At 65.4% G+C, this 26986-nt stretch carries 24 protein-coding genes; 11 read left to right on the forward strand and 13 right to left on the reverse strand.

The annotated features are described in order from the left end of the window. Nucleotides 1-7: 7 nt before the first annotated feature. The 7 genes from tsaE to LB572_RS32325 all read left to right on the forward strand — a co-directional run bounded on the left by tsaE (nucleotide 8) and on the right by LB572_RS32325 (nucleotide 10508). Nucleotides 8-1519 carry a tRNA (adenosine(37)-N6)-threonylcarbamoyltransferase complex ATPase subunit type 1 TsaE gene (gene tsaE / locus LB572_RS32295; protein ID WP_224670634.1) on the forward strand — a complete coding sequence of 504 codons (1512 nt, stop codon included), beginning with the start codon at nucleotides 8-10 and terminating at the stop codon, nucleotides 1517-1519. Beyond that, entirely contained in the window at nucleotides 1516-2253 is a 738-nt protein-coding gene (locus tag LB572_RS32300) for a nucleotidyltransferase family protein (protein ID WP_224670635.1), read from the forward strand. The genes tsaE and LB572_RS32300 overlap by 4 nt, the downstream gene beginning before the upstream one ends. Next, nucleotides 2250-5369, forward strand: coding sequence for a double-strand break repair protein AddB (gene addB, locus LB572_RS32305; RefSeq protein ID WP_224670636.1), 3120 nt, complete (start codon nucleotides 2250-2252; stop codon nucleotides 5367-5369). Before LB572_RS32300 ends, addB begins: the two co-directional genes overlap by 4 nt. Further along, nucleotides 5366-8878 (forward strand): double-strand break repair helicase AddA, encoded by a 3513-nt coding sequence (gene addA / locus LB572_RS32310; protein WP_224670637.1) that lies wholly within the window; start codon nucleotides 5366-5368, stop codon nucleotides 8876-8878. Before addB ends, addA begins: the two co-directional genes overlap by 4 nt. A gap of 74 nt (nucleotides 8879-8952) precedes the next feature. Next, the gene (trxA, locus tag LB572_RS32315; protein WP_112097238.1) at nucleotides 8953-9276 is read left to right on the forward strand and encodes a thioredoxin; all 324 of its coding nucleotides are present in this window, start codon (nucleotides 8953-8955) and stop codon (nucleotides 9274-9276) included. Between the two features lie 130 nt (nucleotides 9277-9406). Further along, nucleotides 9407-9688: a cupin domain-containing protein gene (locus LB572_RS32320; protein ID WP_140801591.1), complete on the forward strand. Its 282-nt coding sequence runs from the start codon at nucleotides 9407-9409 to the stop codon at nucleotides 9686-9688. A 55-nt stretch (nucleotides 9689-9743) separates the two neighbouring features. Next, nucleotides 9744-10508: a sulfite exporter TauE/SafE family protein gene (locus LB572_RS32325; RefSeq protein WP_140801590.1), complete on the forward strand. Its 765-nt coding sequence runs from the start codon at nucleotides 9744-9746 to the stop codon at nucleotides 10506-10508. A 14-nt stretch (nucleotides 10509-10522) separates the two neighbouring features. Here the strand turns inward: LB572_RS32325 and LB572_RS32330 are convergent, their stop codons facing one another. The 4 genes from LB572_RS32330 to LB572_RS32345 all read right to left on the reverse strand — a co-directional run bounded on the left by LB572_RS32330 (nucleotide 10523) and on the right by LB572_RS32345 (nucleotide 14690). Beyond that, entirely contained in the window at nucleotides 10523-11803 is a 1281-nt protein-coding gene (locus LB572_RS32330; protein WP_224670638.1) for a TRAP transporter large permease, read from the reverse strand. After that, the gene (locus LB572_RS32335; protein ID WP_224670639.1) at nucleotides 11800-12330 is read right to left on the reverse strand and encodes a TRAP transporter small permease; all 531 of its coding nucleotides are present in this window, start codon (nucleotides 12328-12330) and stop codon (nucleotides 11800-11802) included. Before LB572_RS32335 ends, LB572_RS32330 begins: the two co-directional genes overlap by 4 nt. 53 nt (nucleotides 12331-12383) lie before the next feature. Beyond that, nucleotides 12384-13343: a TRAP transporter substrate-binding protein gene (locus LB572_RS32340; protein WP_224670640.1), complete on the reverse strand. Its 960-nt coding sequence runs from the start codon at nucleotides 13341-13343 to the stop codon at nucleotides 12384-12386. Between the two features lie 72 nt (nucleotides 13344-13415). Further along, entirely contained in the window at nucleotides 13416-14690 is a 1275-nt protein-coding gene (locus tag LB572_RS32345; RefSeq protein ID WP_318014097.1) for an aspartate aminotransferase family protein, read from the reverse strand. 329 nt (nucleotides 14691-15019) lie between these two features. Here LB572_RS32345 and LB572_RS32350 point away from each other — a divergent pair, with 329 nt between their 5' ends. Next, the gene (locus LB572_RS32350; protein WP_224670642.1) at nucleotides 15020-15685 is read left to right on the forward strand and encodes a GntR family transcriptional regulator; all 666 of its coding nucleotides are present in this window, start codon (nucleotides 15020-15022) and stop codon (nucleotides 15683-15685) included. A 6-nt stretch (nucleotides 15686-15691) separates the two neighbouring features. On the opposite strand, the gene LB572_RS32355 is transcribed toward LB572_RS32350, so the two are convergent. The 5 genes from LB572_RS32355 to LB572_RS32375 form a co-directional block, all read right to left on the reverse strand. Beyond that, entirely contained in the window at nucleotides 15692-17017 is a 1326-nt protein-coding gene (locus LB572_RS32355) for a bifunctional folylpolyglutamate synthase/dihydrofolate synthase (protein WP_224670643.1), read from the reverse strand. A gap of 255 nt (nucleotides 17018-17272) precedes the next feature. Then, nucleotides 17273-18199: an acetyl-CoA carboxylase, carboxyltransferase subunit beta gene (accD, locus tag LB572_RS32360; protein ID WP_224670644.1), complete on the reverse strand. Its 927-nt coding sequence runs from the start codon at nucleotides 18197-18199 to the stop codon at nucleotides 17273-17275. Between the two features lie 95 nt (nucleotides 18200-18294). Continuing rightward, nucleotides 18295-19134 carry a tryptophan synthase subunit alpha gene (gene trpA, locus LB572_RS32365; RefSeq protein WP_140801582.1) on the reverse strand — a complete coding sequence of 280 codons (840 nt, stop codon included), beginning with the start codon at nucleotides 19132-19134 and terminating at the stop codon, nucleotides 18295-18297. A 2-nt stretch (nucleotides 19135-19136) separates the two neighbouring features. Further along, a complete protein-coding gene (gene trpB / locus LB572_RS32370) occupies nucleotides 19137-20387 on the reverse strand; it encodes a tryptophan synthase subunit beta (protein WP_140801581.1) in 1251 nt (416 codons plus the stop codon). A gap of 89 nt (nucleotides 20388-20476) precedes the next feature. Then, complete coding sequence (locus LB572_RS32375; RefSeq protein WP_140801623.1) at nucleotides 20477-21136, reverse strand: phosphoribosylanthranilate isomerase; 660 nt, start codon at nucleotides 21134-21136, stop codon at nucleotides 20477-20479. Nucleotides 21137-21246: 110 nt separating this feature from the next. Between LB572_RS32375 and LB572_RS32380 the strand changes: the two genes are divergently transcribed. Next, nucleotides 21247-21462 (forward strand): hypothetical protein, encoded by a 216-nt coding sequence (locus tag LB572_RS32380; protein WP_140801580.1) that lies wholly within the window; start codon nucleotides 21247-21249, stop codon nucleotides 21460-21462. 307 nt (nucleotides 21463-21769) lie between these two features. On the opposite strand, the gene LB572_RS32385 is transcribed toward LB572_RS32380, so the two are convergent. The 4 genes from LB572_RS32385 to LB572_RS32400 form a co-directional block, all read right to left on the reverse strand. Then, complete coding sequence (locus LB572_RS32385; RefSeq protein ID WP_140801579.1) at nucleotides 21770-22528, reverse strand: M48 family metallopeptidase; 759 nt, start codon at nucleotides 22526-22528, stop codon at nucleotides 21770-21772. Between the two features lie 120 nt (nucleotides 22529-22648). Beyond that, a complete protein-coding gene (locus LB572_RS32390; RefSeq protein WP_224670645.1) occupies nucleotides 22649-23128 on the reverse strand; it encodes a DUF2852 domain-containing protein in 480 nt (159 codons plus the stop codon). 116 nt (nucleotides 23129-23244) lie between these two features. After that, the gene (locus LB572_RS32395) at nucleotides 23245-24387 is read right to left on the reverse strand and encodes a benzoate/H(+) symporter BenE family transporter (RefSeq protein ID WP_224670646.1); all 1143 of its coding nucleotides are present in this window, start codon (nucleotides 24385-24387) and stop codon (nucleotides 23245-23247) included. Further along, nucleotides 24387-25160 (reverse strand): alpha/beta hydrolase, encoded by a 774-nt coding sequence (locus LB572_RS32400; RefSeq protein WP_224670647.1) that lies wholly within the window; start codon nucleotides 25158-25160, stop codon nucleotides 24387-24389. The genes LB572_RS32395 and LB572_RS32400 overlap by 1 nt, the downstream gene beginning before the upstream one ends. Before the next feature lie 215 nt (nucleotides 25161-25375). Here LB572_RS32400 and infC point away from each other — a divergent pair, with 215 nt between their 5' ends. Both infC and LB572_RS32410 read left to right on the forward strand, forming a co-directional pair. Next, nucleotides 25376-25912, forward strand: a complete 537-nt coding sequence (gene infC, locus LB572_RS32405; protein WP_010912915.1) for a translation initiation factor IF-3 — start codon at nucleotides 25376-25378, stop codon at nucleotides 25910-25912. Nucleotides 25913-26175: 263 nt separating this feature from the next. Then, the gene (locus LB572_RS32410) at nucleotides 26176-26823 is read left to right on the forward strand and encodes a methyltransferase family protein (RefSeq protein ID WP_224670648.1); all 648 of its coding nucleotides are present in this window, start codon (nucleotides 26176-26178) and stop codon (nucleotides 26821-26823) included. Nucleotides 26824-26986: the final 163 nt, after the last annotated feature.

Raw genomic sequence — 26986 nt, forward strand, 5'->3', positions numbered from 1 at the left:
GGCCTATATGACGGGGATGGTGCTGGAGCGTTTTCTCGCCGACGAGGCGGCAACGGCAAGGCTTGGCGAGGACCTCGCCATGGCTTTGCGCGCCGGCGACGCGATCGCGCTGAGAGGCGATCTCGGCGCCGGCAAGTCGACGCTGGCGCGCGCGCTGATCCGGGCGCTTGCCGACGACACCGGCCTCGAAGTGCCTAGCCCGACCTTCACGCTGGTGCAGAGCTACGAGACGCGCGTTCCGGTGCATCATTTCGACCTCTACCGCCTCTCCTCACCGGACGAGCTCGACGAGCTCGGCCTCGACGATGCCCTCAGCCAAGGCGCGGCGCTCATCGAATGGCCTGAACGGGCCGCGGACCGCTTGCCGGAAAACGCGCTGTGGGTCGATCTGGCCGAACATGGCGAAAGCCGCGTGGCGAGATTGTCCGGACAGGGACCGGTCCTCGAACGCGTGGCGCGGTCGCTGGCGATGCGCGATTTCCTGGCCGCGGCCGGATGGGACGAAGCCAGCCGCCGCCATTTCGTCGGCGATGCCTCCGCCCGCTCCTATGAAATCGTCTCATTGCCCGGCCAGGCGCCGCGCGTGCTGATGAATTCGCCGCGCCTTGTGCTCGGGCCGCCGGTGCGCGACGGCAAGCCCTATGCGGTGATCGCCCATACCGCCCAATCCGTCGCCGCCTTCGTCGCCATCGACCGGGCGCTCCATGCCGCCGGCGTCAGCGTGCCGGCGATCCATGCCCAGGACCTCGACCAGGGCTTTCTGCTGATCGAGCATCTCGGCTCTGAAGGTTTTTTGAACGGCGACGGCCAGCCGATCGCCGAGCGCTATGAAGCGGCGGCCGAGCTGCTAGCCATGATACATGGCAAGACTTGGCCCGACCATATGGAAGCGGCGCCCGGCGTGGTCCACGAGGTGCCGCCTTTCGATCGCGACGCCATGCTGATCGAGGCCGATCTTCTGGTCGACTGGTATGTGCCGTGGATCACCGGCGAACCGGCAAACGACGCGTTGCGGGCAGGCTATCACCAGGTATGGAACGCCCTTCTCGACCGCCTCGCGGGGCGCGAATACACGCTGATGCTGCGCGACTTCCATTCGCCCAACATCATCTGGCGCGCGGAGCGGTCCGGTCTCGACCGGCTCGGCATCGTCGACGTCCAGGACGCGCTGATCGGGCCTGCCGCCTATGACGTCGCCTCGCTGGCTATGGATGCGCGCGTCACCGTCTCGCCCGAGATCGAGCGGCGGACGGTGGCAGCCTATGTCGCGGCGCGGCGCGCCGCCGGCACCTTCGACGAGGCCGGTTTCGCCGAAGCCTACGCGATCATGGCCGCGCAGCGCAACTCGAAGATCCTCGGCATCTTCGTGCGGCTCGAAAAGCGCGACGGCAAGCCTTACTATCTGAAACACCTGCCGCGCATCCGCGACTATCTGAGGCGGGCGCTGGCGCATCCGGCATTGGCCGATTTGAAAGATTTCTACATGGCCCACGGCCTGCTCGAGGAACGGGTCCCATGAAGCCCCCAACCACGACGCCGACGACCGCGATGGTGCTGGCGGCCGGGCTCGGCATGCGCATGCGGCCGATCACCGATACGATGCCCAAGCCGCTGGTGAAGATCGCCGGCAAGACCTTGCTCGACTGGGGACTGGACAGCCTGGAAGCCGCCGGCATCGCCAGGGCGATCGTCAACGTGCACTACCTGCCCGAGCAGATCGTCGCCCATGTCGCCGGCCGCAGGGCGCCGCAGATCGTCATCTCCGACGAACGCGAGGCGCTGCTGGAATCGGCGGGCGGCATCGTCAAGGCGCTGCCCCTGCTTGGCAACGAGCCCTTCTACATCATCAACGCCGATACCTTCTGGATCGACAGCGGTCAGCCCAGCATCGAGCGCCTTGCCCTTGCATGGGACGCCGCCAGGATGGATATTCTGCTGATGCTTACCGATCTCGACTCGGCGACCGGGCATTGCGTCGGCACCGATTTCCTGGTGGCGCCGGACGGCGCACTTACGCGCTCGAAGGGTGATCCGACGGGGCTCATCTATGCCGGCGCCGCGATCATCCATCCGCGTATCTTCAAGGATGCTCCCACCGGCTCGCATTCGCTCAATCTCTATTTCGACCGGGCGATCGCCGCCGGACGCCTGTTCGGCATGAAGATGAACGGACGCTGGATCACCGTCGGCACGCCTGACGCCATTCCGGCGGCCGAAGCGGCGGTCGCCGGCGCCCTCGCGAAAGCGATATGAGCGGCTCGCGCCGCGTCTTTTCCATCCCACCCGGAGCGCCGTTCCTGCCGACGCTGGCGGAGGCTTTGCTCGACGGCCGGCTGATCCCCGGCTTCCGCTTCGACGGCGACCCGCTGGCGCTTGCCGACGCCACCATCTATGTGCCGACACGCCGCGCGGCGCGGGCGCTGCGCGGGGCTTTCGTCGACATGCTCGGTCAACGATCGGCGATCCTGCCGACGGTGCGGCCGCTCGGCGAGTTCGACGAGGACGAGGCGGCCTTCGACGCGGAGGCAGCACCTGCCATCGAGCTTGCGCCGCCGATAGCCGCGCAGGAACGGCTGCTCTTGCTGGCGCCGCTGGTGCGCGCGTGGAAGGAAAGCCTGCCGGCGCATGTCAGGGAGCGGTTCAACGAGGAGTTCGTCGTGCCGACCTCGGCCGCCGACGCCATCTGGCTAGCGCGCGACCTCGCGCGGCTGATGGACGAGATCGAGACCGAGGGCACGGATTGGGCGAAGCTGGCGACGCTGGTCCCCGGTAACCTCGCCGGATGGTGGCAGGTGACGCTCGATTTCCTCGGCATCGTCACCGGCAACTGGCCGGAATTGCTCAAGGAGCGCAACCGCTCCAATCCGGCCGCGCATCGCAGCACGCTGATCCGGCTGGAAGCGGGGCGGCTGAAGCGCAATCCGCCCGCCGGGCCGGTGATCGCCGCCGGTTCGACCGGCTCCATCCCCGCCACGGCGGAACTGCTTGCAATGATCGCCGGTCTGCCCAACGGCGCCGTCGTCCTGCCCGGGCTCGATCGCGAGCTGGACGACGCATCATTCGCGGCGATCACGGCGCCCGGCGCGCGTCCGGCAACACTCGGCCATCCACAATACGGCCTCGCCAAGCTGATCGGCGGCATTGGCATTTTGCGCCACGATGTCGAGGATATCGTCGCCGCGCCGCCGCCGCTTTCATTGCGCGCGGCCCTTGTCGGCGAGGCGCTGCGGCCGGCCGAAACCACCGAATACTGGACCGAGACGCGGCCGCGTTTCACGGCATATGACATCGAACAGGCGCTTGCCGGCGTGACGCTGGTGGAGGCGGCGAACGAGCGCGACGAGGCGGCGGCAATCGCCATCGCGTTGAAGCGCGCCGTGGAGATCCCTGGCAAGCGCGCGGCGCTCGTCACCGGCGACCGGGCGCTGGCGCGGCGCGTGTCGGCCGAGCTTCTGCGCTTCGGCGTCGTCGCCGACGATTCCGGCGGCGCGCCGCTCATCAACACGCCGGCCGCCAGCCTGCTCAGGCTCGCGCTGAGCGCGGCATTCCGGCCCGGCGATCCGGTCGGCCTGCTCGCCCTGCTCAAGCATCCGATGCTCGGGCTCGGCCTTGAGCGCCAGAGCGTGCGCAAGGCCGCCGAACTGGTCGAACTGGTGGCGCTGCGCGGCGGCACGGGCCGGCCCGACGTCGCATCGCTCGGCGCGCTTTTCGAGACACGGCTTGCGGAGCTGAGCGGCGACACGAGGCAGCCTTTCTGGTTTTCACGCCTGTCGGTCCGCGGCATCGAGCAGGCGCGAGCTATGCTTAGCCGCCTTACAGACGCGCTCTTGCCGCTCACCACGATGCGCGACGAGAAAGACGCCGACATCGCGACGCTGACGCGCGCCAGCGTTGTCGCGCTGGAGGAGCTGGGCCGCGCAGCCGATGGCAATCTGGCCGACCTCTATGCCGGCGACGCCGGCGAAAAGCTGGCCGAGCTGCTGCGCGGGCTGGTGGCGGCGTCCTCGTCCTTCACCTTCGCCGCTTCGGAATGGCCCGACGTGATGGAGGCGTTGATTGCGCCGGAGACGGTGAAGCCGGCGCAAGGCACCGACCGCAACATCGCCATCTGGGGCGCGCTGGAAGCCCGGCTGCAAGATGTCGACACGCTGGTCATCGGCGGGCTCAATGAAGGGGTCTGGCCGCGCAAGCCCGAGAGCGACCGCTTCATGTCGCGGCTGATGAAGACCGGCATCGACCTCGAACCGCCGGAACGGCGCATCGGCCTTGCCGCGCATGATTTCCAGATGGCGATGGGCGCCGGCGAAGTGGTGCTGACGCGTTCGGCCCGCTCCGGCGATGCACCGGCGGTTCCGTCGCGCTGGCTGCAGCGCATGCTGACCTTCATCGGCAAGGAGCCGGCGGCGGCACTGCGCGGGCGCGGCGACGCGCTGCTTGCCTGGGCGCGCGCGCTCGATGCCGGCGAGAAGAAGGATTTTGCCCCACGCCCGCAGCCCAAGCCGCCGCTCAGCATGCGGCCGCAGCATTTCTCGGTCACCGAGATCGAGACTTTGCGCCGTGACCCCTACGCGGTCTACGCGCGGCGCATCCTCGGGCTCTCGCCACTGGAGCCATTGATCCGCGATCCAGGTGCGGCCGAGCGCGGCACGCTGTTCCACGAGATCCTGCACCTGTTTTCGCGGCGGGTGGAGGATCCAAGGGCGCCAAACGCGCTGGCAAATCTCATCGAAGCCGGCCGTGTCTGCTTTGCCGAGGCAAAGCTTCCGCCGGATATCGAGGCCATCTGGTGGCCGCGCTTCGAAAAGCTCGCCGAAAACATCATCGAATGGGAGCATGGCCGCGCCGATGCCGTTGCCAGGCGCTATGCCGAGGAGCGCGCCGACAAGACCGTGGTCGGCCGCACCGGCGTGACGCTCTCCGGCTATGCCGACCGCGTCGACCTGCTGGCCGGCGGCATGGCCGACATACTCGACTACAAGACCGGCTCCTCGCCCTCGAAAGCGCAGGCGCACACGCTGCTGTCGCCGCAGCTTGCGCTGGAAGGTGCCTTGCTCAGGCGCGGCGCCTTCAAGGAACTCGGCATTCGCGAGCCCTCGCAGCTTGCCTTCGTGCGGCTGAAGCCGAATGGCGAGGTGTTCGAGGAATCGATCCTCGAATACAACCGCAAGCCCCGCACCGCCAACGACCTCTCGGAGGAAGCCTGGGCGCGGCTGGAGCGGCTGCTCTTCCATTATGCCGACCCGACCGCCGGCTACCTGTCGCGCGCCCTTCCCTTTCGCGAGGGCGAGGCCGACGGCGACTACGACCACCTGGCGCGCGTGCTGGAATGGTCGGCGGGCGGCGCCAGCGAAGACGAGGCGGAAGGATGAAATATCCGATCCCCTCCGATACCGCCGCCAGCCAGGCGCGCGCCTCGGATCCGGCCTATTCCGCCTGGGTGTCGGCCAATGCCGGCTCGGGCAAGACCCATGTCCTGGCGCAGCGCGTCATCCGTTTGCTGCTCAACGGCACCGATCCGTCGAAGATCCTGTGCCTCACCTACACGCGGGCAGCCGCCGCCAACATGTCGAACCGCGTGTTCTCGACCCTGTCGGAATGGACGGCGCTGCCCGATGCGGAGCTGGCGGTCAGGATCGCGGCGCTGGACGGCCGCGGCGCCGATCGCGACATGATGCGGCGGGCGCGCCGGCTGTTTGCCGAGGCGCTCGAGACGCCGGGCGGGTTGAAGATCCAGACCATCCACGCCTTCTGCGAATCCGTGCTGCACCAGTTCCCGCTCGAAGCCAACATCCCGGCGCATTTCGAGATGCTCGATCCGCAGATGGAGGCCTCGCTGTTCGGCGACGCCCGCCGCGACATGATCTCGGGGGCGGGCGCCGGCGTCGAAGGCTTGGCGGAAGCCTTTGCCACCGTGCTGGAACGCGGCGGCGAGTTCGGGCTCGACACGTTGCTCGGCGAAACCGTCGGCAAGCGCGACGAACTGCGCGATTTCATCGCCAAGCTCGGCAAAAGCCAGGATTTCCGGCCGCTGTTCGCCGAATTCGGCTTCCGAGCCGGACAGACGGCCGAGGACATCGCCGCTTCGCTCTGGCCGCTGCCTGGCTTTGCGACCGGCCAGTTCGCAGAATTCGCCTACGCCGCGGAGGCCGCCGACGCGAAGCAGGTGCTGAACAATGTCCTGCCTTATGCGCAAAGCGCCTTTGCCGAGGCCGACCCGATCCGACGGCTGCGGCTGCTGGCAAAGGCTTTCCTCAAGGCCGACGGCGACCCCTATGAGCCGCCCAAGATCTTCAGGAAGGCGCTGGTCGACCGGCTACCGGACCTGCCCGAACGCTATCTGGTGGCGGCCAGGGCAATCCTCGACGTGACCGACCGGCTGGCGCTGTTCCGCATGCTGGAAGGGACAGCGGCGGCGCTAACCGTCGCAGGCTGGCTGATCGAGCGCTACGAGCAGCTGAAGCGCGGGCGGGGCTTCCTCGACTTCAACGACCTGATCACCCGCACCGTTAGCCTCTTGTCGCGGCCCGATGCCGGGCCGTGGGTGCAGTTCAAGCTCGACCAGGGCATCGACCATATCCTGCTCGACGAGGCGCAGGACACCAGCCCGGACCAGTGGGAGGTGGTGAAGAAGCTGACGGAAGAGTTCTTTGCCGGGCTCGGCCAGCGCGAGGCGGTCACGCGCACGATCTTTGCCGTGGGCGACGAAAAGCAGTCGATCTACTCCTTCCAGGGCGCGGCGCCGGATTCGTTCGCCGAAAGCCGGCTGTTGTTTGCCGGCCGCGTGCGCGACGCGGAAGCCGCCTTCGCCAATCTCAAGCTCACCTGGTCGTTCCGTTCGAGCGACGACGTGCTGGCCGCGGTCGACCGGGTCTTCGCCGAACCGGGTGTGCGGCGCGGCATCAGCCACGACCCCGATCCGCTGAGACACCAGGCGATCCGCAATGACGCGCCAGGCTATGTCGAGGTGTGGCCTTCGGTCGGCGCCGAAATGGTCGAGGAGCCGGATGACTGGACCTTGCCGGTCAACCATGCCAGCGCACCCGCCGTGCGCGTCGCCGAGCATGTGGCGGCGACCATCCAGACCTGGCTCAAGCACGGCGAGGTCATCGAGGGCAAGGGCAGGAAACTGACCGCCGGCGACATCCTCGTGCTGGTGCGCAAGCGCGACCGCTTCGTCCATGCGCTGTCGCGCAGCCTGAAGAACCGGCAAATCCCGGTCGCCGGGGCCGATCGGCTGAGCCTGCCCGGCCATATCGCCGTCCAGGACCTGATCGCGCTTGGACATTTCCTGATCCAGCCGGAAGACGATCTTTCGCTGGCCGCGGTGCTGCGCAGTCCGATCTTCGAGGTCGCGGAGGAGACGTTGCTGGCGCTCGCCGGCTCGAGGCCGAAAGGCCAGTCGCTGATTGGCTCGCTGCGGCAACATGCGGCCGAGGATGTGGCCCTCGCCGCCGTGGTTATCCGGCTGGATGGCTGGGCAACCGAGGTTGCGTTCAAGCCGGTGTTCGAATTCTACGCCGCGGCGCTGGCGCGCGACGATCTGCGCCGCAAGATGACGGCGCGGCTCGGGCCGGAAGCCGGCGACATCCTCGACGAATTCCTGAGCTTTTGCCTGGCCGAGGAACGGACCGGACTGCCGGGGCTGGAATCCTTCCTGTCGACGCTGGAAAATGCCGGCCCCGAGATCAAGCGCGAGATGGACCAGACGCGCGACGAGGTCCGCGTCATGACCGTGCATGCCGCCAAGGGCCTGGAGGCGCCGGTCGTCTTCCTGGTCGATGGCGGCTCGGCGCCGTTCAGCGACCAGCATCTGCCGCGGCTGATGCCGTTCGAGGGCTCCGGCGAGCAATGGAGGGGCAAGGGCTATTTGTGGCGCTCGGCGAGCGATGTCGCCAATGGCGTCTCGAAGGCGGCCTCGGTCCGGGCGCGCGAACTGGCGGATGACGAATACCGGCGGCTGCTCTATGTCGGCATGACGCGCGCCGAGGACCGGCTGATCGTCTGCGGCTATCACGGCAAGCGTCAGCCCAGCCCCGGCACCTGGCATTCGATCGTCAGCCGGGCATTGCTTGGCGCGCCCGAGAGTGCCGAGCGGCCCCATCCTGCCACGGCCGATGTAGCCGTGCATCGCTTCCACATCACCAAATTGCCGCCTGTGGCGCTGACTGGCGCCAACGAGGCAGAACCTTTCGAGCACACCGCGCCGCTGCCCGAAAACCTGTTCCGGCCGCTGCCGCCTTATGAGGAGCTGCCGCGGCCGCTTTCGCCTTCCGGCGCCTCGGCTCTGATCGACGAGGCAAAGGACGCCGCCCCCGACACGCGCTCGCCGGTGCTCGACGCCGCAGCCGAACCCGGCTTTGCGGTCGTGCGCGGCCTTGCCCTGCACAAATTGCTGCAGATGTTGCCCGGCATCGCGGAGGCGGAGAGGCGGGGCGCGGCCGAGCGTTACCTGGCGCGCGCCGGCGCGGACTGGCCTGATAGCGAGCGCGACAAGGCGCTTGAGGCTGTGCTGTCGATCCTGTCCGACAACCGCTTCGGCCCGTTGTTCTCGCCGTCCTCGCGCGCGGAAGTCGCGGTGATGGGCAGCCTCGAGGTGAAGGGCAAGCTGCGCTCGATTTCCGGCAAGATCGACCGGCTGGCGGTCACGCCGGAGAAGGTTTCGATCGTCGACTACAAGACCAATCGGCCGCCCCCCAAAAGCCTGGCGGAGGTTCCGCCTGCCTATGTGCTGCAGCTTGCGCTCTACCGCGCGCTGCTTAAGCCGCTCTATCCGGGCCGCGAGGTGACGGCCGCGCTGCTGTTCACCGAGGCGCCGCGGCTGATCGAGCTGCCCGCCCCAGTCATGGACGACGCCCTTGCCCGACTCACGGGAGCGTGACACAAGAACTGCTTGAACATCGCCGCCACAACCACCACATTTGGTGCAACCCGAGTTTTCGAAAGGATTTCAGCATGGCCACCGTCAAGGTCGACAAGGGCAATTTCCAGGCCGATGTGCTCAACGCCAAGGAGCCGGTCGTGGTGGATTTCTGGGCCGAATGGTGCGGCCCTTGCAAGATGATCGGCCCGTCCTTGGAAGAGATCGCCACCGAGCTCGGCGGCAAGGTCAAGATCGCCAAGCTCAACATCGACGAGAATCCCGAGCTTGCCGCGCAGTTCGGCGTGCGCTCGATCCCGACCTTGATGATCTTCAAGGGCGGCGAAGTCGCCGACATGAAGGTGGGCGCGGCGCCGAAGACCGCGCTGTCGCACTGGATCAACGGCAGCCTCGCCTGAGCCAATCCAAATAGTCGAAGAAAAAGCCCGGCCGTCGCGCCGGGCTTTTTCTTTGGCGTCATGGCTCGACGCGCTCTGGCCCTCGCACGTAGGCACGTCATACTCTCTGCTTCAGAAAAAGGAGAGCGCCATGACCGGGACAGCCAAGGCAACAGTTCACGTCGACAATGAGCGCGTCATCGTCACCGAGTACCGTTTCGCGCCGGGCGCCAACACCGGCTGGCACCGTCACGGCCACGATTATGTCGTGGTGCCGCTGATGGACGGCAAGGTGAAGCTGGTGACCAGTGACGGCGAATCCTTCGCCGAGATGAAGAAAGGCGCGCCCTATTTCCGCCGCGAGGGCGTCGAGCACGACGTCATCAACGCCAATGACGGCGAATATGCCTTCATCGAGATCGAGCTGAAGTAGGACCAGCCGTGATCGCCGGCTTGCGCCGTCTCATCCCGGCGTCGTACGGGACGCCATGGGTGTAGCACCTCTCGTGGCGTTTGCCGGCTTTGCGGCGGTCGGCGCCTATGTCCAGACGCTGACCGGTTTCGCCTTCGGCCTGGTGATGATGGGCGCGATCGCGCTTGTCGGCCTGTTGCCGCTGCCCGACGCCGCCGCGATGGTGGGTATGCTCACCCTGGTCAACGCCACGCAAATGCTGATCCAGGGCGGCTGGCGCGAGGTTGCGCGTCGCGAGCTGCGGCTGATCCTGATCGCAAGCCTGCCTTCGTTGTTCGTGGGTTATGCCCTGTTGGAATGGCTGGCGGACGCACGGGCCGACCTGCTGAAAATCGGGCTTGGCCTGGTCATCATGCTGTCCAGCCTGCAACTGGCTATCAGGCCTGCCGGTTTGGCAAAACGGTCGTCGGACGCAAGCTTTGTCGGCTTCGGCGTCGTCTCGGGCCTGATGAGCGGACTGTTCGCGACCGGCGGCCCGCCGCTTGTCTATCATCTCTTCCGGCAGCCCTTCCCGCATGAACGCATTCGCGAAACGCTGGTCGCCGCCTTCGGCGCCGCGCAGGTGGTGCGGATTGCGATGGTCGTTGCAAGCGGCAACCTGCCGACCATGTCGCCTGTCGCGCTCATCCTGGCCGTGCCGGCGGTGATGGCGATGACTTACGCGGCGCGCCGCTGGCCGCCATCGCTGTCGCCGCGGGCGATGCGAAAAATCGTCTTTGTGCTGCTTTTCCTGTCCGGCCTGTCGCTGGCATTGCCTGCCACCATGCATCTGGCCGCGTAAGCCACAACGAAGCGCTACAGGCCCATCACGCCCGGCAGCCAGAGCACGGTCTGCGGCACGAAGGTAATGATCAGCAGCACGGCCAGGATGATCGCGACGATCGGCAGGCTGGCCCAGATCACCTCGCGCATCGGCACCTTGGCGATCGACTGGGTGATGAGAAGGTTGAGACCCAGAGGCGGGTGGATCAGGCCGACCATCAGGTTCAGCACGATCACCAGGCCGAAATGCGTCGGATCGACGCCAAAGCTCTTGGCCGCGGGCAGGAAGATCGGCACGAGGATGATGGTCGCCGGCGTCGAATCCAGAAACATCCCGGCCACCAGGAAGACCACGTTGACCAGCAGCAGGAACTCCCACGGCGACAGGTCGGCATTGTGGAGCAGGCTTTGTATGTCCGCCGGAATGCCGTGGACGACGACGAGGTAGGCGATGAATGACGAGACCGCGACGACAAGCATGATGTTGGCGGTCTGCAGCCCCGCATCGGTCAGCAGGTTCGGAAACTGCCGCCAGCTGAACTCGCGATGGATGACCCAGCCGATGAAGATGGCATAGAGCACCAGCACCGCGCCGAGCTCGGTCACCGTGAAAAGACCGCCCTTGGCGCCGACGACCAGGAGCAGCGGCATCGACAGCGCCCAGGCGCTGCCCTTGAACTGCTTGCCGATCGTGCCCCATGACGGCCGTCCGCGCGCCCGAAGCTGGTGCCTGCGGGCATAGGAGGTCACATAGGCGATCAGCGCCAAAGCAATGAGGATGCCGGGGACGTAGGCGCCGACGAAAAGCTTGGTGATGGAGACCTGGGCGATGACGCCATAGATCACCAGCGGGATGCTGGGCGGGATGATCGGGCCGATCACCGCGGCCCCGGCCGTCAGCGCCGCCGCGAAGGCGCCGGAATAGCCGTCCTTGCGCATTTCGGGGATCAGCAACGCGCCGCTTGCCGAGGCGTCGGCGACAGCCGAACCGGATATGCCGGCCAGAAAGACGTTGGTGCCGATATTGACGACGCCCGAGCTGCCGCGAATGCGGCCGAGCGCGGAGGAGAACAGGTCGACGACGCGCGTGGTGATGCCGCCGCTGTTCATCACCGAGGCGGCCAGGATGAAGAAGGGCACGGCAAGCAGCGGGAAGGAATCGATGCCGTTGACCATCTTCTGCGCGAGGATGAAGCCCGGCATGCCCCAGATGGCGATCACCAGCAGGGCCGAAAGCCCGAGCGCGATGGCGACGGGAACCGCCAGCAAGGCGAGCACCAGGAACACGACCGACAGCACCAGCAGCATCATCATGACCGGGCACCTTCATGCGCGACGGGCTTTTCGGCAGCCGGAACCGTTTGCTGTCCGGCGCGGCTTGCGCCGAACAGCCGCTCCAGGATGAAGAACAGGCCGAGGACCGAAAAGGCCAGCAACGCGCCGTAGAACCAGTCGAAGCTGATGCCCGTCGCCGGCGCGATCTTCTGCCCGACCACGATCATCAGATGGCGTGCGTAGACGGCTAGGGAAACGAGAAACACCGCGGTCGCGATGTCCACGAGAACCTTCAGCCGGGTAAAGATGCCGCTGCTCAGCCGGTCATGCAAAAGGTCAATCACGATGAGCTGGCGCTGGCTCACCAGCAGCGCCGCGCCAAGGAACGTCATCCAGATGAACAGGATGCGCGAGATCTCGGCCAGCTCCGGCGTCGGCGCGCCGATGAAATAGCGGCTGAACACCTGGATGCAGACGAGAAGCACGATCGCGAGCAGCGCCGCGCCGACGAGGAAGCCGAGCACGCGGCGCAACCCGTTACCCACGGATGCGAGCAGGTTTGCCATGGAGCATCTCCGACTGGAACCGCCCGCCCAGGCAAGGGCGGGCGCGCCAGTTGCTACTTAACCGCCCGGATCTTGTCGATGTAGGGCTGCAAGGCGGCGTCGTATTTCGAGTCCGCCGCGGCCTTGGCGATGAATTCGTCGAGGTTGGGCTTATGGACGACGACACCCTGGGCGACGAGCTCTTCCAGCACCTTGGCCTGCGAGGAATCGGTGTATTCCCGATACCAGTCGGCGCTGGCGTCGGCGCTCTTGGCGAAAGCGTCCTGCACCCGCTTGTCGAGGCCCTGGTACCACGGTTCGCCGCACATGAAGCCCATCGTTTCCGCCATGTGATTGGTCATCAGCAGATGCTTGGCCACTTCGTAGAAGCGCTGGTCCTTGATCGCCACCAGGGGCTGCTCGACGCCATCGACGACACCTTGCTGGATAGCGGTGTAGACTTCCTCGAAAGGCACCGTCGCGGGGTTGGCCCCAAGCGCCTGGATGGAAGCAATGTAGGCCGGAATGCCGGGCGCGCGGATCTTGCGGCCCTGCAGATCAGCCAGGCTTTCGGCCGGCTTGGTCAGCAGGAACTGGCGGAAGCCGTGGAAGGCCGGTCCAAGCACGCGGAAGCCCGCATCCTTGGCGATGGCGTCGAGGATCTCCTTGCCGACCGGACCGCGCCAGATGCGGAAGAAATGATCCTCGTCGCGATAGAGATAGGCCACGCCCTCGACATTGGCCGCCGGGTGGAAGGAGCCGAGGTCGCCGACGCTTTCATACATGCATTCCAGCACGCCGCCTTTCACTTGCTCGACCATTTCGTCGACGGTGCCGAGCTGCGAGCTCGGGAAAAGCTGGATCGAGACGTCGCTGCCCAGCTCCGCCTCCATCTTCTGCTTGAACACCTCCATGGCCTTGGTGTCGGGGCTGTCGGGCGAACCGGCGCCGCCGATCCTGATGGTGACGCCCGCCTGGGCGGAAACGGTGGTCAGCGCCGCGATGCAGGCGGCCGCCAGTATGGATTTGAGCATTGCAATTCCCCTTCTTCTTTGTGGTTGGTTTCGAGTTCGGCCTGCCTCCCACGGCATTCCGGCTGGTGACCTTCAAACGATCTCGGTGATGACCTCGTCGAGCGTGTCGACGATGACTTCGATCTCTTCCTCCGTGACGATATATGGCGGCGTGATCTGGATATGATCGCCGCCCTGGCCGAAATTGGCGCCCGGCACGCCGCCGCCAACGATCACGCCGCGCTCGCGCATGCCGGCCACCAAGCGCGAGGTGAACGCCTTTTCCACCGGGAAAGGCTGGCGCGTGGCGCGGTCGGCGACGAATTCCACCCCGGCATAGAGCCCCCTGCCGCGCACGTCGCCGATACAGGCATGGCGCTGCTGAAGCTGCCTCAGGCGGCTTGCAAGATATTGTCCGATCTGGCCCGGCCGTTCGAACAGGCCTTCCCTCGACATGATGTCGAAGACCTGCTGGCCGATGAAGCAGGACGCCGGATGGCCGCTATAGGTGAAGCCGTGGACGAAGCGCTTGCGGTTGTCGCGGAAGAAGTCGGTGATGCGGTCGTTGACCAGCACCGCGCCCAGCGGCGCGTAGCCGCTGCCGATCGCCTTGCCGCAGGTGATCATGTCGGGGGTGACATCCCAGTCGGCAATGGCGAAGGGAACGCCAGTGCGGCCATAGCCGGCGAGCACTTCGTCGGCTACGAACAGGATGCCGTAGCGGTCGCAGACCTCGCGCACCCTTTTGTAGTAATCCTTATGCGGCACGAGGCCCGAAGCCGTGGTGCCGACGATGGTTTCGGCAAAGAACGCCGCGACCGTCTCAGGGCCTTCAAGGTTGATGGCGCGCTCCAGCTCGTCGGCGCAATCCAGCGTGCAGCCGCCATTGTCGCGGCAATATGCGCAGCGATATTCGTAAGGCGGCGAAATATGCACCACCGGCAGCAGATAGGGCGAATAGGGCGTGCGCCAGCTCGTGCGTCCGGACAGCGAGAGGGTGGCGATGGTGACGCCATGGTAGCTCTGCCAGCGCGAAATGATCTTGTGGCGCTGCGTATCGCCGCGCTCCAGATGGTATTGCCGCGCCAGCTTCAGCGCGGTCTCGTTGGCTTCCGAGCCGCCGGACACGAAATAGACCGACGCCATTCCCTTCGGCGCCACCGACAGGATCGAACTGGCGAGCTGTTCCTGCCACGGGTGGGTGAAGGTGGCCGTGTAGGCGAATGTCACCTTGTTGCCGGCGTCGGCCAGGGCGCGATAGATCTCGGTCCGGCCATGGCCGATGCCGACGACGCCGGCGCTGCCCATGCCGTCGAGATAGGCCTTGCCGTCGGTGTCGTAGACATAGACGCCGCTGCCGTGAGCCACCTTCGGTAGCTCCGCCGCATAGTCTCTCGAAAAGATTGGTGACATTACCCCGGCCCGTCTGACGTCGGGCGACAATCGCGAAAGTCGGTAAAGCTGTCAATATCGATTATCGATAAATGATAAGAGTCATGACCTGCGCCATTCGATCTGCTAGAGAATTCGCCGTGGGGTTGAATCCCTTGCCCGAGAGGAAGCCGCCGGCCCAGGAAGCGCGCAGCGGCAGTCTGTGGCCATCGCCGTAGCAGGCGGGGTGGCCATCGCAGGTCCGTATTGGACAAGAGGAACGATTTGAAGCGGCTCGGAAGCACAGGACAGGAAAACTCCAGACCATGAGAATCTCGGGCGACAATCACCCATCCCTGGAAAGCGAGATCGGCAAGGCGCTGAGGGCAGCCATCGTCGATGGCGAGATCGAGCCCGGCACCCGGCTCATCGAGCTCGACCTTGCGGGCCGTTTCAACGTCAGCCAGGGCACGATCCGTGGCGCCCTCAAATATCTGCAGGCGCAAGGGCTGATCGTCTATCGGCCGCGCCGCGGCAATTTCGTCATCACCGTGGAAAAGCCCGACGTCTACGAAATCTCGATGCTGCGGGACTCGCTGGAGGCGCTCGGCGCGCGGTTGGCCGCGAAACGCATAGACGAGGCCGGCCGCAAGCAGCTGACCGACATCGTGGCGGCCATGAAGACCGCCGCCTCGAACGGCAACCGCAGGAAGCTGATGGAGCTGGATTTCGAATTCCACCGGACGGTCATCGGTATTTCCGGACACCGGCGGCTGATGGAGATCTACGAAAGGCTCGAAGGCCAGACGCGGATGTTCCTGCGGCTGACGGATCGGTTCTACAACAATCTCCACGACATACCGACCCTGCACGAACCCCTGGTCGCCGCGATCGTCGGCGGCGACGCCGACACGGCATTCCAGCTGGCCATCCGCCATGCCGATGCCGACGCCGAGGAACTTGTGTCGAGCATGGCCTCGGCGAGCCGCTGAGTCCCCTCAGGTCGGCGGCGTGCCGTTCTCGGCCAGCACAGCGCCGGCGAAATAGAGCGAGCCGCCGATCAGGATGCGCGGCGCCGGGCCGTCCCAGGAGTCGCGCAACAGCATCAGCGCGCTGGCGACGGAGCTGACCGGCTCGGCCGACAGGCCGGCCTCTTCGGCACGCAATGCCAGCTCGTCATTCGGCACGCCGGCTTCGCTGTTGGTCACCGGCACGGTGTAGACATGGCGGGCCAAACCCTTGAAGGCGCTGAAATAGCCGGTCTGGTCCTTGGTGTTGATCATGCCGGAGATCAGCACCAGCGGCCTTGGATTCTTCTCCTCCTGCTCGGCGAGCGCCTCGGCGATGACGATGCCGGCGCCGGGATTGTGGCCGCCGTCCAGCCAGATCTCGGCGCCCTTCGGCGCTAGGTCGACCAGCTTGCCCTGCGTCAGCTTCTGCATTCGTGCCGGCCAGGCGACATTGGTCATCGCCCGCTCGGCGGCGCGGTGGCCGATCTCGAAGCCGGCAGCCTTGACTGCGGCGATCGCCGCCGCGGCGTTGGCGTATTGATGGCGCCCGGGCAGGCGCGGCGACGGTAGGTCCATCAGCCCGTCCTCGTCCTGATAGACCATGCGGCCGTTCTCCTCGAAAGCGAGGAAATCCTGGCCATAGACCACGGTCGGGCAGTCCAGCCGCTCGGCTGTCTCGATCAGCACCTGAAGCGCGGTGTCGCTTTCCTGGGCGCCGATCACCACCGGGCAGCCGCGCTTCATGATGCCGGCCTTTTCGGCGGCGATGAGCTCGACGCGGTCGCCGAGATAGGCTTCGTGATCCATCGAGATCGGCATGATCACCGAAACGGCCGGTCGCTTGATGACGTTGGTGGCGTCGAAGCGGCCGCCGAGGCCGACCTCGATGATCGCCGCTTCCGCCGGGTGCTCCGAAAACAGGATGAAGGTGACGGCGGTGAGTATCTCGAAGACGGTGATCTTCTGGCCGCCATTGACTTCCGCGACACGCGCGATGGCCTCGGCGAAAACATCGTCCTCCACCAGCCTGCCGCCGCCTTCGGCCGCCAGCCGGTAGCGTTCGTGCCAGTTCACCAAGTGCGGCGAGGTGTGGACATGGACGAGGTGGCCGGCCGCCTCCAGCAGCGCGCGCGAGAAGGCGGCGCAGGAGCCCTTGCCATTGGTACCGGCAATGTGGATGACTGGCGGCAACCGGTCCTGCGGATTGCCGAGGCGTTCGAGAAGCCGCGTGACGCGGTCCAGCGAAAGGTCGAAGCCTTTCGGATGCAGCGTCATCAGGTGTTCGATTTCGCGTTCGGCGGAAAGCGTTGTCATAGCGGAATCCTAGAGCAGTTCATCGTTTCATGGAAATTCTGAACCGCTCTCTCTTTTTTTGTTTACGCAATTCCGGACGGAAAACCGTTTCACACTTTTCCTGGAATTGCTTTAGCGCCTAACCCAGAGACCGGGAATCGGTCTCGGAACGGTCATGCGCAAATCAGAGGCTACAGCACGCAACAGGCGACGCAAATCGCGGTTCGCGGCGAAGGATGTCGCGCAGGCCTATATCGCGTCAGGGCCGATCTCGCCTCAGGCTTGCGGCCGCGCCTCGGCGTTGACCACCGCCGGCGGCAGTATCTCCGGCTCCAGCGGCTTCTCGGCCTCCGGCATCTTGAGCAGCATCTTCAACAGCCGCGCGATGGTCTGGCGCATCTCCAGCCGCGACACGACCATGTCGACCATGCCGTGCTCCATCAGATATTCGGCCCGCTGAAAACCATCGGGCAGTTTTTCGCGGATGGTCTGCTCGATGACGCGCGGGCCGGCAAAGCCGATCAGGGCGCCGGGTTCGGCGATCTGGACATCGCCCAGCATGGCGTAGGAGGCGGTGACGCCGCCGGTGGTCGGGTTGGTGAGCACGACGATATAGGGCAGGCCGGCTTCCTTCAGCCGGTCGACGCCGACCGTGGTGCGCGGCAACTGCATCAGCGACAGGATGCCTTCCTGCATGCGGGCGCCGCCGGAGGCGGCGAACAGGATCAGCGGCCGCTTGCGCTGCAGCGCGACCTCAAAGGCATGCACGATGGCCTCGCCGGCGGCCATGCCGAGCGAGCCGCCCATGAAGGCGAAGTCCTGCACGGTGACGATGACCGGCAGTCCGTCGATGGTGCCGGCGCCGTTGAGGATCGCATCCTCGAGGCTGGTCTTGGCCTTCGCCTCTTTCAGGCGGTCGGTGTAGCGCTTCTCGTCGCGGAATTTTAGCGGGTCCAGGACGACCTTGGGGTTTTCCAGCACCTCGTATTTGCCGTCGTCGAAGAAGTATTTCAGCCGCTCCTTGGCCGAGATCTTCATGTGGTGGCCGGAAGCCGGGATGACGAACTGGTTGGATTCGAGATCCTTGTGGAAGATCATCTCGCCGGTCTCGGGATCCTTGATCCAGAGGTTTTCCGGCATGTCGGCGCGCCGGCCGAGCATCGAATTGATCTTCGGGCGGACGTAATTGGTGATCCAGTTCATGGCTTCGGCTCCTGTCCTGGAAGAGACTTCGAGCAATTCAGGAAAAATCTGTGGCGGATTTCCGGCCCGAACTGCTGAGGAAACAAATAGTGCGGCTATTCGGCGGCGGCGAGGCGGGCCGAGCGGACGCCCTGGGCAAGACCGCTGACCAGGGTGGCCACGGCTTCCGCCGGATCGGCTGTTTTCTCGCCCTTGGGTCCCAGCACGTTGGCGATCGCGTTGACGATCGCCGTGCCCACGACAACGCCGTCGGCCGAGGCGCCGATGACACGCGCCTGCTCGGCGGTCTTGACGCCGAAGCCGACGCAAACCGGCAGCGCGGTGTGGCCCTTGATGCGCGTGACCGCCGCCGAGACCTTGGCGGTGTCGGCGAGCGCCGAGCCGGTGATGCCGGTCATCGAGACGTAGTAGACGAAGCCGGAGGTGTTTTCCAAAACCTTGGGGAGGCGCTTGTCGTCGGTGGTCGGCGTCGCCAGGCGGATGAAGTTGACGCCGGCCTTCAGCGCCGGAATGCAAAGCTCCTCATCCATCTCCGGCGGCAGGTCGACGACGATCAGGCCGTCGATGCCGCTCGCCTTGGCATCTACCAGGAAGCGGTCGACGCCGTAGATGTAGATCGGATTGTAGTAGCCCATCAGCACGATCGGCGTGTCATTATCGCCGGCGCGGAATTCCGCTGCCATCTTCAGCGTCCTGGCCAGCGTCTGGCCACCTTTCAGCGCCCTCAGACCCGCCGCCTGGATCGCCGGACCGTCGGCCATCGGATCGGAGAACGGCATGCCGAGCTCGATGATGTCCGAGCCCGCGAGCGGCAGCCCCTTCATGATCGCCAAGGCGGTGTCGTAATCGGGGTCGCCACCCATGATGTAGGTGACGAGAGCCGGGCGGCCCTCGGATTTGAGCTTCGCCATGCGGCGGTCGATGCGGGTGGTCATTGTCAGATCTCCATGCCCAGCATGTTGGCCACCGTATGCACGTCCTTGTCGCCGCGGCCGGACAGATTGACGATGACGATCTGGTCCTTGTCCATCTTCGGCACGATCTTCATCGCATGGGCGATGGCATGCGCCGATTCCAGCGCCGGGATGATGCCCTCGACCCGGGTGGTGAGCTGGAAGGCTTCCAGCGCCTCGTCGTCGAGGATCGGCTCATATTGGACGCGGCCGGAATCGCGCAGCCAGGAATGCTCGGGACCGACGCCGGGATAATCCAGGCCGGCCGAGATCGAATGACCGTCGAGGATCTGGCCGTCCGAGTTCTGCAGCAGATAGGTGCGGTTGCCGTGCAGCACGCCGGGCCTGCCGGCGCTCATCGAGGCGCAATGCTCGATGCCGTCGAGGCCGCGCCCGCCGGCTTCGATGCCGATGATGCGCACATCCTTGTCGTCGAGGAAGGGATGGAAGAGGCCGATGGCGTTGGAGCCGCCGCCGACGGCGGCGATGATGACATCAGGCAGCCGGCCTTCCTGCTCCAAAATCTGGGCGCGGGCTTCCGTGCCGATCACCGATTGGAAGTCGCGCACCAGCTCCGGATAGGGATGCGGGCCGGCGGCGGTGCCGATCAGGTAATAGGTATCCTCGACATTGGTGACCCAGTCACGCAGCGCCTCGTTCATGGCGTCCTTCAGCGTGCCGTGGCCGGCGGTGACCGGCCGCACCTCGGCGCCGAGCAGCTTCATGCGGAACACGTTCGGGCTCTGGCGCGCAACGTCGGTGGCGCCCATGTAGACAACGCAGGGATAGCCGAAGCGCGCCGCGACCGTGGCAGAGGCCACGCCATGCTGGCCGGCGCCGGTCTCGGCGATGATGCGCTTCTTGCCCATGCGCTTGGCGAGCAGGATCTGGCCGAGGCAGTTGTTGATCTTGTGCGAGCCGGTGTGGTTGAGGTCCTCGCGCTTGAAATAGACCTTGGCGCCGCCCCCGAGGCCCTTCGCCGAGGAAACCTCACGAAGATGCTTCGTCAGGCCCTCGGCGAAATAGAGTTTTGAGGGCCGCCCGGCATAATGGGTCGACAGGTTCTGCAGCTCGGCCTTGAACTCGGGATCGTTCTTGGCCTTGTTCCACTCGTCTTCCAGATCGAGGATCAGCGGCATCAGCGTCTCGGCGACAAAGCGGCCGCCGAAAATGCCGAACATGCCCTGTTCGTCGGGCCCGGTGCGGAAGGAATTGGGCATTGCCGGCTTGTTCATCGCCGATCTCCTGACTCTTTGCTTCTGAGCATGTCCTTGTCGGAAAACCGGTTCCCACTTTTCCGGGACATGCTCGGGTTTGAACCTGCTCAGGCGGCGCGGTCATCGCGCGCGGCCCTGACGGCCCGGAAAAACTGCTCGATCAGCGCCGGATCCTTGACGCCCGGAGCGCTTTCCACGGCCGACGAAACGTCTATTCCGGGCGGATTGGCCAGTCTCAGGGCATCACCGATATTGGCGGCGTTGAGGCCACCGGAAAGCATGTAATCGACGCCGGCGTCAAGGCCGGCAAGGATGCGCCAGTCGAAGGCGACGCCGTTGCCGCCTGGAAGCTGCGATCCCTTCGGCGGCTTGGCGTCGAACATGAAACGATCGGCGATGCCGACGAACGGCTTTATGCGCTCGATATCGGCAGCCTCGCTGACGGAAAACACCTTCATGACCGGGAGGCCGTAACGGGCCTTGAGCTCCGCCACGCGCTCGGGCGTCTCCGAACCATGCAGCTGCAGCATGTCCGGCTGCATCCTGGCGACGATCTCGTCCAGAAACGCATCATCGGCATCGACGGTGACGGCGACCGCCTTGGCCTTGCCGCGCGCCGCTTCGCGCAGGCGCCCGGCCTCGGCGGGCTCGACATAGCGCGGGCTCTTGGCGAAGAAAATAAATCCGACATGGCTGGCGCCGCCGGCAAGGGCAGCGGCCATCGCGGCGTCGGTCTTCAATCCGCAGATCTTGATGTCGAGCGTCATGGCGCGGGATTGGCACGAAACGGGAAAAGAGTCGAGAAAAAGCATGCTGTTGCCGGCTCTGCGGAAAACACTACCTTCATATAGGAACCACAGGCGGGAGCACGACAAGCATGGCCGACCGGACCGTTGCCGAACTCAGGCAGAAGATCGCGCAGGCGCGCGAGGTGATCACGCATCTGATGGACAAGGCCGCCTTCAACGGCGCCGAGGCGCATCGGGCGCTGGAGTATTTTGGCAGCGATGCGTTTGACGGGAACTTTCTGCCGTGGCCGCATACCGAGGAAGGGCTACGGCCGGAGGAGTTGAACGCGGCGAATGACGATTGAGGAGAAGGTTCCTAGGGCGCCAGCCGTAACTTCGTCATCCTAGGGCGGAGCGACGCGAAGCGGCGCGCAGACCCTAGGATCCATGCCGTTACATTGGTCGAAGGACGCGGCGAGGGAAGATATTCCCTTTTCGTTTAATGATATAGCGTCTTTTGCATCGCTGCGGCGCTCGCACGTCACGGCATGGATTCTAGGGTCTGCGCCGCGTCGCTTCGCTCCTTGCTTCGGCCTAGAATGCCGAAGCCGCGAGAGCGTTCGGCCAATCTCCACCGTTTGCGGGCTGGTGGCCCCGCACAACCTATCGCCTCTACTCGAACACAATAGCCTGCAGCGCGCCGCCGTTGCGCTTCAGCCAGTCCTTGCAGCGGTCGGTGTCGGGACAGAGCTTCTCGCACAGTTTCCAAAACTTCGGGCCGTGGTTCATCTCCTTGAGATGCGCCACCTCATGCGCCACCAGGTAGTTTATCACCGCCGGCGGCGCCATCATGATGCGCCAGGAGAAGGAGAGATTGCCCTCCGAGGTGCATGACCCCCAGCGGCTGGAGGTATCCTTGTACCTTATGGCCTTGGCGCGCTTGCCGATCGCCTCGGTGTGCTTGACCACCAGCTTCTCGATCTCCTTCTTGGCCTCGCGCTTGAGGTGGTCGGCGATGCGGCGCGGCAGATGGATGCGCTCGCCATGGACGATCAGAAGCGGGCCGCGCTCGTCGCGCGAGACGGCGACGGTGCCGCGCTTGGAGGGCTCATGCACGATGCGGTGCGGCACGCCGCGGATCGGGATCCTGATGCCGGGACGCACCTGCGGCCTCGTCGGCACCTTGGCCAGGCGCTGCTCCAGCCAGTCCTGGTGGCGGTCGAGGAATTTCTCCACCTCGCCGCGGCGCAGGCCGGGCGGCACGGTGACGCGCAGGCCCTGGCCGCCGGAATCGATGCGCAGCGTGAGCCGCCGGGCCCTGGCGCTTTCGACGATTTTCAGCGGCAGCGTGCGGCCGGCGACGCAATGTTCGCGCTCCACCACTGGCGTGGGCTTTGGCTTGGTCAGATTGCGAAAGAAGCCGAGGGTCATGGCTGGACGATACGCGATTCGAAAAAAACGGCCAGTGGAGGGAAGCTACAAAGAGAACAAAAAAGAAACGGCGCCGCTCGCGCGACGCCGTTTTATCATCCTAAGACCGGTCGCCGGATCTTAGTCGTCGAGCAGGTTCGTGCCCTTGCCGCGCTTGGGAGCGGGCTTGTCGGTCGAGCCGGTGGTGGTCGGCGCGGTCGACTTGTTGCGGTTCGCCATGAAGCGGTCGAACTCGTCCTGGTCCTTGGCGCGGCGCAGCTCGCGAGCGTAATCGTCGAACTCGGTCAGCATCTCGTCGAGCTTGCGACGCTCCTCGGCGAGGCGCTCGAGCTCCTTCTCGCGCCAGTCGTCGAAGGCGACGTTGCCGGTGCGGGCCGAGCCGTGGCCCCAGCGGGCCGCCTTGTCGGAGCCGCGACGGCAGCAGGCGAAGATGCCGTCCGTGGCGCGGTTGACGTCGCGCTTGAAGCCATCGAGCCGGTCGCCCCAGATGATGTAGGCGAGCATGGCGAAGCCGAGCGGCCAGAACACCATGAAGCCGATGACCATCAGCGCGATGGTGGCCGGCGTCCAGGCCGGACGGATCAATGCACTTGTGTTCATTTTCTCCAAATCCTTCCGTTGGAAACAGCCAAACCGGCTGCGTGGAATCGAAATGGGAAGGCGAAATAGGCGATTCAAGGCAAGTTCGGCCAAAACCGGCGAAGCATCTGAAATGATTATCGCTTTTTGAGTTTTTCCAAGAAAAGCACTGCCATTCCGGCAACCAGCCCCCAAAATGCCGCGCCGACGCCGAAGAGCGTGAGCCCCGAAGCCGTGACGGCGAAGGTGGCGGTGGCCGGCATGCGTTCGGCCTCGTCCTTCAGCGCGATCGACAGCGCGTTGGCCAGGGGCGCCGTCAAGGCGAGCCCCGCGACCAGCACGATCAGGCTTTGCGGCAGGACCGCGAAGATCGCCACGAGGGAGGCGCCGAAGATCGCGAAGATGAGATAGGCGAGCGAGTAGAACGGCCCGGTCTTCCAGCGCTCGGCCGGGTCGGGATGGACATCGGGGCCGGTGCAGATTGCAGCCGAGATCGCCGCAAGATTGGTGGTGGCGGCGCCGAACGGCGCCGAGAGCAGCGAAAACAGACCGGTGACGCCGATCAGTGGACCTGGCTCCGGATGATAGCCCGCGGCGCGCAGCACCGCGAGGCCGGAAAGGTTCTGCGAGGCCATGGTGACCAGATAGAGGGGCAGGGCAAGGCCAATGGTCGCCGAGGCGGTGAATTGCGGCGCAATGAACGTCAATGTCGACAATTCCGGCGCCGGCAGGCTGCCGACGCGGCCGGTGAGGAACGCGGCGAGGCCGCCGCCGATCAGCACCACCAGCACCGATAAAGCCGGATTGAACAGGCGGATGACGAAGAAGGTGGCGATCAAGGGCAGGATCAGCCAGGGGTCGGCGGGAATGGCCTTCACCGCATTGACGGCGAAGCTGACCAGGATGCCGGCCAGCATGCCGGACGCGACCGAGGCCGGGATCTTCGCGATCAGCCGGGTCAGCGGCCCGAACAGGCCGGTGGCGACCAAAAGGACGCCGGTGACCATGAAGGCGCCGACGGCCTGCGGCATCGTGAAGCCGCTGGAAGCCGCGATCAGCGCCAGGCCAGGCGTCGACCAGGCGGTGATGACCGGCATCTTCGTGCGCCAGGAGAGCCACAGGCATTCGACGACCATGGCCAGGCAGATCGCCGTGACGCCGCTCGCGGTCTCGATCTGGGTGGCGCCGACGGCGTTGGCGGCGGCGATGACGAGGGCCAGCGTGCCGCCGAAGCCGACGATCGCGGCGACGAAGGCGGATATCGGGATGGAGATGCGCATTATCCGGCCGCCCGCTTGACCATGTCGCCGACGGCCCGCTCGAGCAGGTCGAGATCCTCGGGACGGGACAGGCGATGGTCGCCGTCCGGGATCAGCGACAGCGTCACATCGTCGGCCGGCAGCATGGATGCAAGCTTCAAGGCATGGCCGGACGGCACATCCGGATCGGCAAGGCCCTGCAGGATATGCACCGGGCAGTGGGTGTCGATCGGCCCGGTCATCACCCGGTTGGCGCGGCCGTCCTCGATCAGCGCGCGCGTGTAGATATAAGGCTCGTCCGAATAGTCGGACGGCTCGGCGAAGAAGCCTTTTTGCTTGAGATCCTGCCGCTGCGCGTCGGTCAGCACCGGCTCGATCAATTCCACGGTAAAGTCCGGCGCCGGGGCGAGCAGCACCAGGCCGGCGACGCGATCCTCGCCCGCCTTGCGCAGTTCCTGCGCCATGCGCAGCGCGATCCACGCTCCCATCGAGGAGCCGACCAGTATCTGCTTGCCCTGGCCGAACCGGCGAAAGACGGCGAGGCTCTCGGCCAGCCATCTGGAGATCGTGCCGTTGGCGAATTCGCCGCCCGACTCGCCATGGCCGGAATAGTCGTGGCGCAGATAGGCGTGGCCCTCGCGAGCGGCCCAGGCGGCAAGCGTCGCGGCCTTCGTGCCCAGCATGTCGGACTTGTAGCCGCCAAGCCAGACCACGCCGGGCGCCGCGCCGGGCGCCTGCCTGACGGCGATGCTCGATCCGTCCACATCGATGAAAACCGGAGCGCTGGCGGCCATGAGCTTGTCCTTTCGGCCGGTCTTTTGGCACAGGCCGGGGTTCAACGAAAAGTGCTCGCGGCGTTTCTTTGCTTGGTGCAGACAATTGCCAGGCGGCAGGTGATTTTGCGACGCGGCTATGCTATTGACTCACGCCCCGCGCTCACCACATAGGCGCGTCCACCTATTTTGACTCTACAGAAACCCTGAACGAAACGGCCGAGGAGACCACGACCATTCGCAGACCTTTCAAAGCAGCGGCACCCACCAAGGACGGGCCGCGCTCCAACCGAGACATCCGGGTTCCCCGGGTCCAGCTTATCGACGCCGAAGGCCAGAACCGAGGCGATGTTTCCATCAACGACGCATTGCTGCTCGCCGAAGAGGCAGGGCTCGATCTGGTCGAGATATCGCCCAATGCCGTGCCGCCCGTCGTCAAGATCCTCGATCTCGGCAAGCTGAAATACGCCAACCAGAAGAAGGCGGCCGAAGCGCGCAAGAACCAGAAGGTCATCGAGATCAAGGAGATCAAGATGCGCCCGAACATCGACAGCCACGACTACGAGACCAAGATGAAGGCCGTGCGGCGCTTCTTCGAGGAAGGCGACAAGGTCAAGCTGACGCTGCGCTTCCGCGGCCGCGAGATGGCGCATATGGAACTCGGCATGCAGCTTCTGAACAAGGTGCGCGAGGAAGTTGCGACGATCGCCAAGGTCGAGGCGGAGCCGAAGCTCGAAGGCCGCCAGATGATGATGGTGCTGGCGCCGCGCTGACCAAGGATGGCGCGGCCGCCAAAGCGTCGCGTCCATCACGGTTTCGAGAGCAGCCGGGCTCTTTCCGTCCCGCTCTAAAATCCGCCCGAATTGCCGGGCACGGCGTCCCGACGATCGGCGGGGCGCCTGTTTTCAATCCGATCGCCGGTTACCTCGACGATCACTTCGCGATCGCGAGCAAATCGGCGATCGGCTTTTGCCGGTCGCGAACAAATCGATGATCGAGTTCCTCGATCGCGAGCAAATCGACGATCGGATGGGTCATGGTCGATGAAGTGAAGGTCCAGGCCGACAACCAGAATGAAGGCTTGGGCGGCTACCAGCACATGCGCCGGATCGTGCTGGCGGTGCTGATCGTGGTGCTGTTCTGCGCGCTGCTGTTCGGCCAGTCTTCCTTTCCGCCGGACACGCCCATGCATGAGTCGATCGAGATGTTCGGTGTGCTCCTGATCTTCCTCGGCATTGTCGGGCGGCTGTGGTCGACGCTCTATATAGGCGGTCGCAAATCGGCCGAAGTGGTCACCGGCGGCCCCTATTCGATCACCCGCAACCCGCTCTATGTGTTCTCGACGGTGGCGGCGGCCGGCGTCGGCGCGCAGATCGGCTCCTTCAGCGGCATCATCCTGTTTTCACTGCTCTGCGCCGGCGCCTTCCACATCGTCATCCTGCGCGAGGAGCGGTATTTGAAGGAGGTGCTCGGCGCGCCTTACCAGGCCTATCTCGCCAAGGTGCCGCGCTTCTTCCCGAACCTTTCGCTCTACCAGGAAGGCGATACCGGCAGCTTCAAGCCGCGCCTCTTGCTGAACACGTTGCTCGACGGGCTGGTGTTCCTGGTGGCGCTGCCGGCCTTCGAGCTGATCGACGGCTTGCAGCAGTCGGGGATGCTGCCGGTGTGGTTCACCCTGCCCTAGGGTGACTGATATTGAGGTGAGGCCGGCCTGACCTCAATCTCAGCCACCCTACCCTGCAGAGACACCGCGTCGCATGGCTTGAGGTGTGTCGGTAGCTAATCAAGTTGTCCGGTTTGGTAGCACATCATTTGTCCGCTTCAGTTTTGCGTCGAAGCGGTTCACG

Source organism: Mesorhizobium sp. BH1-1-5, assembly GCF_020165615.1.
Lineage (GTDB): Bacteria > Pseudomonadota > Alphaproteobacteria > Rhizobiales > Rhizobiaceae > Mesorhizobium.

What these genes read in the sequence shown, in the direction of transcription:
- tsaE (WP_224670634.1), top strand. Translation starts at nt 8, where the DNA reads ATGACGGGGATGGTGCTGGAGCGTTTTCTCGCCGACGAGGCGGCAACG.
- LB572_RS32300 (WP_224670635.1), top strand. Translation starts at nt 1,516, where the DNA reads ATGAAGCCCCCAACCACGACGCCGACGACCGCGATGGTGCTGGCGGCC.
- addB (WP_224670636.1), top strand. Translation starts at nt 2,250, where the DNA reads ATGAGCGGCTCGCGCCGCGTCTTTTCCATCCCACCCGGAGCGCCGTTC.
- addA (WP_224670637.1), top strand. Translation starts at nt 5,366, where the DNA reads ATGAAATATCCGATCCCCTCCGATACCGCCGCCAGCCAGGCGCGCGCC.
- trxA (WP_112097238.1), top strand. Translation starts at nt 8,953, where the DNA reads ATGGCCACCGTCAAGGTCGACAAGGGCAATTTCCAGGCCGATGTGCTC.
- LB572_RS32320 (WP_140801591.1), top strand. Translation starts at nt 9,407, where the DNA reads ATGACCGGGACAGCCAAGGCAACAGTTCACGTCGACAATGAGCGCGTC.
- LB572_RS32325 (WP_140801590.1), top strand. Translation starts at nt 9,744, where the DNA reads ATGGGTGTAGCACCTCTCGTGGCGTTTGCCGGCTTTGCGGCGGTCGGC.
- LB572_RS32330 (WP_224670638.1), bottom strand. Translation starts at nt 11,803, where the DNA reads ATGATGATGCTGCTGGTGCTGTCGGTCGTGTTCCTGGTGCTCGCCTTG.
- LB572_RS32335 (WP_224670639.1), bottom strand. Translation starts at nt 12,330, where the DNA reads ATGGCAAACCTGCTCGCATCCGTGGGTAACGGGTTGCGCCGCGTGCTC.
- LB572_RS32340 (WP_224670640.1), bottom strand. Translation starts at nt 13,343, where the DNA reads ATGCTCAAATCCATACTGGCGGCCGCCTGCATCGCGGCGCTGACCACC.
- LB572_RS32350 (WP_224670642.1), top strand. Translation starts at nt 15,020, where the DNA reads ATGAGAATCTCGGGCGACAATCACCCATCCCTGGAAAGCGAGATCGGC.
- LB572_RS32355 (WP_224670643.1), bottom strand. Translation starts at nt 17,017, where the DNA reads ATGACAACGCTTTCCGCCGAACGCGAAATCGAACACCTGATGACGCTG.
- accD (WP_224670644.1), bottom strand. Translation starts at nt 18,199, where the DNA reads ATGAACTGGATCACCAATTACGTCCGCCCGAAGATCAATTCGATGCTC.
- trpA (WP_140801582.1), bottom strand. Translation starts at nt 19,134, where the DNA reads ATGACCACCCGCATCGACCGCCGCATGGCGAAGCTCAAATCCGAGGGC.
- trpB (WP_140801581.1), bottom strand. Translation starts at nt 20,387, where the DNA reads ATGAACAAGCCGGCAATGCCCAATTCCTTCCGCACCGGGCCCGACGAA.
- LB572_RS32375 (WP_140801623.1), bottom strand. Translation starts at nt 21,136, where the DNA reads ATGACGCTCGACATCAAGATCTGCGGATTGAAGACCGACGCCGCGATG.
- LB572_RS32380 (WP_140801580.1), top strand. Translation starts at nt 21,247, where the DNA reads ATGGCCGACCGGACCGTTGCCGAACTCAGGCAGAAGATCGCGCAGGCG.
- LB572_RS32385 (WP_140801579.1), bottom strand. Translation starts at nt 22,528, where the DNA reads ATGACCCTCGGCTTCTTTCGCAATCTGACCAAGCCAAAGCCCACGCCA.
- LB572_RS32390 (WP_224670645.1), bottom strand. Translation starts at nt 23,128, where the DNA reads ATGAACACAAGTGCATTGATCCGTCCGGCCTGGACGCCGGCCACCATC.
- LB572_RS32395 (WP_224670646.1), bottom strand. Translation starts at nt 24,387, where the DNA reads ATGCGCATCTCCATCCCGATATCCGCCTTCGTCGCCGCGATCGTCGGC.
- LB572_RS32400 (WP_224670647.1), bottom strand. Translation starts at nt 25,160, where the DNA reads ATGGCCGCCAGCGCTCCGGTTTTCATCGATGTGGACGGATCGAGCATC.
- LB572_RS32410 (WP_224670648.1), top strand. Translation starts at nt 26,176, where the DNA reads ATGGTCGATGAAGTGAAGGTCCAGGCCGACAACCAGAATGAAGGCTTG.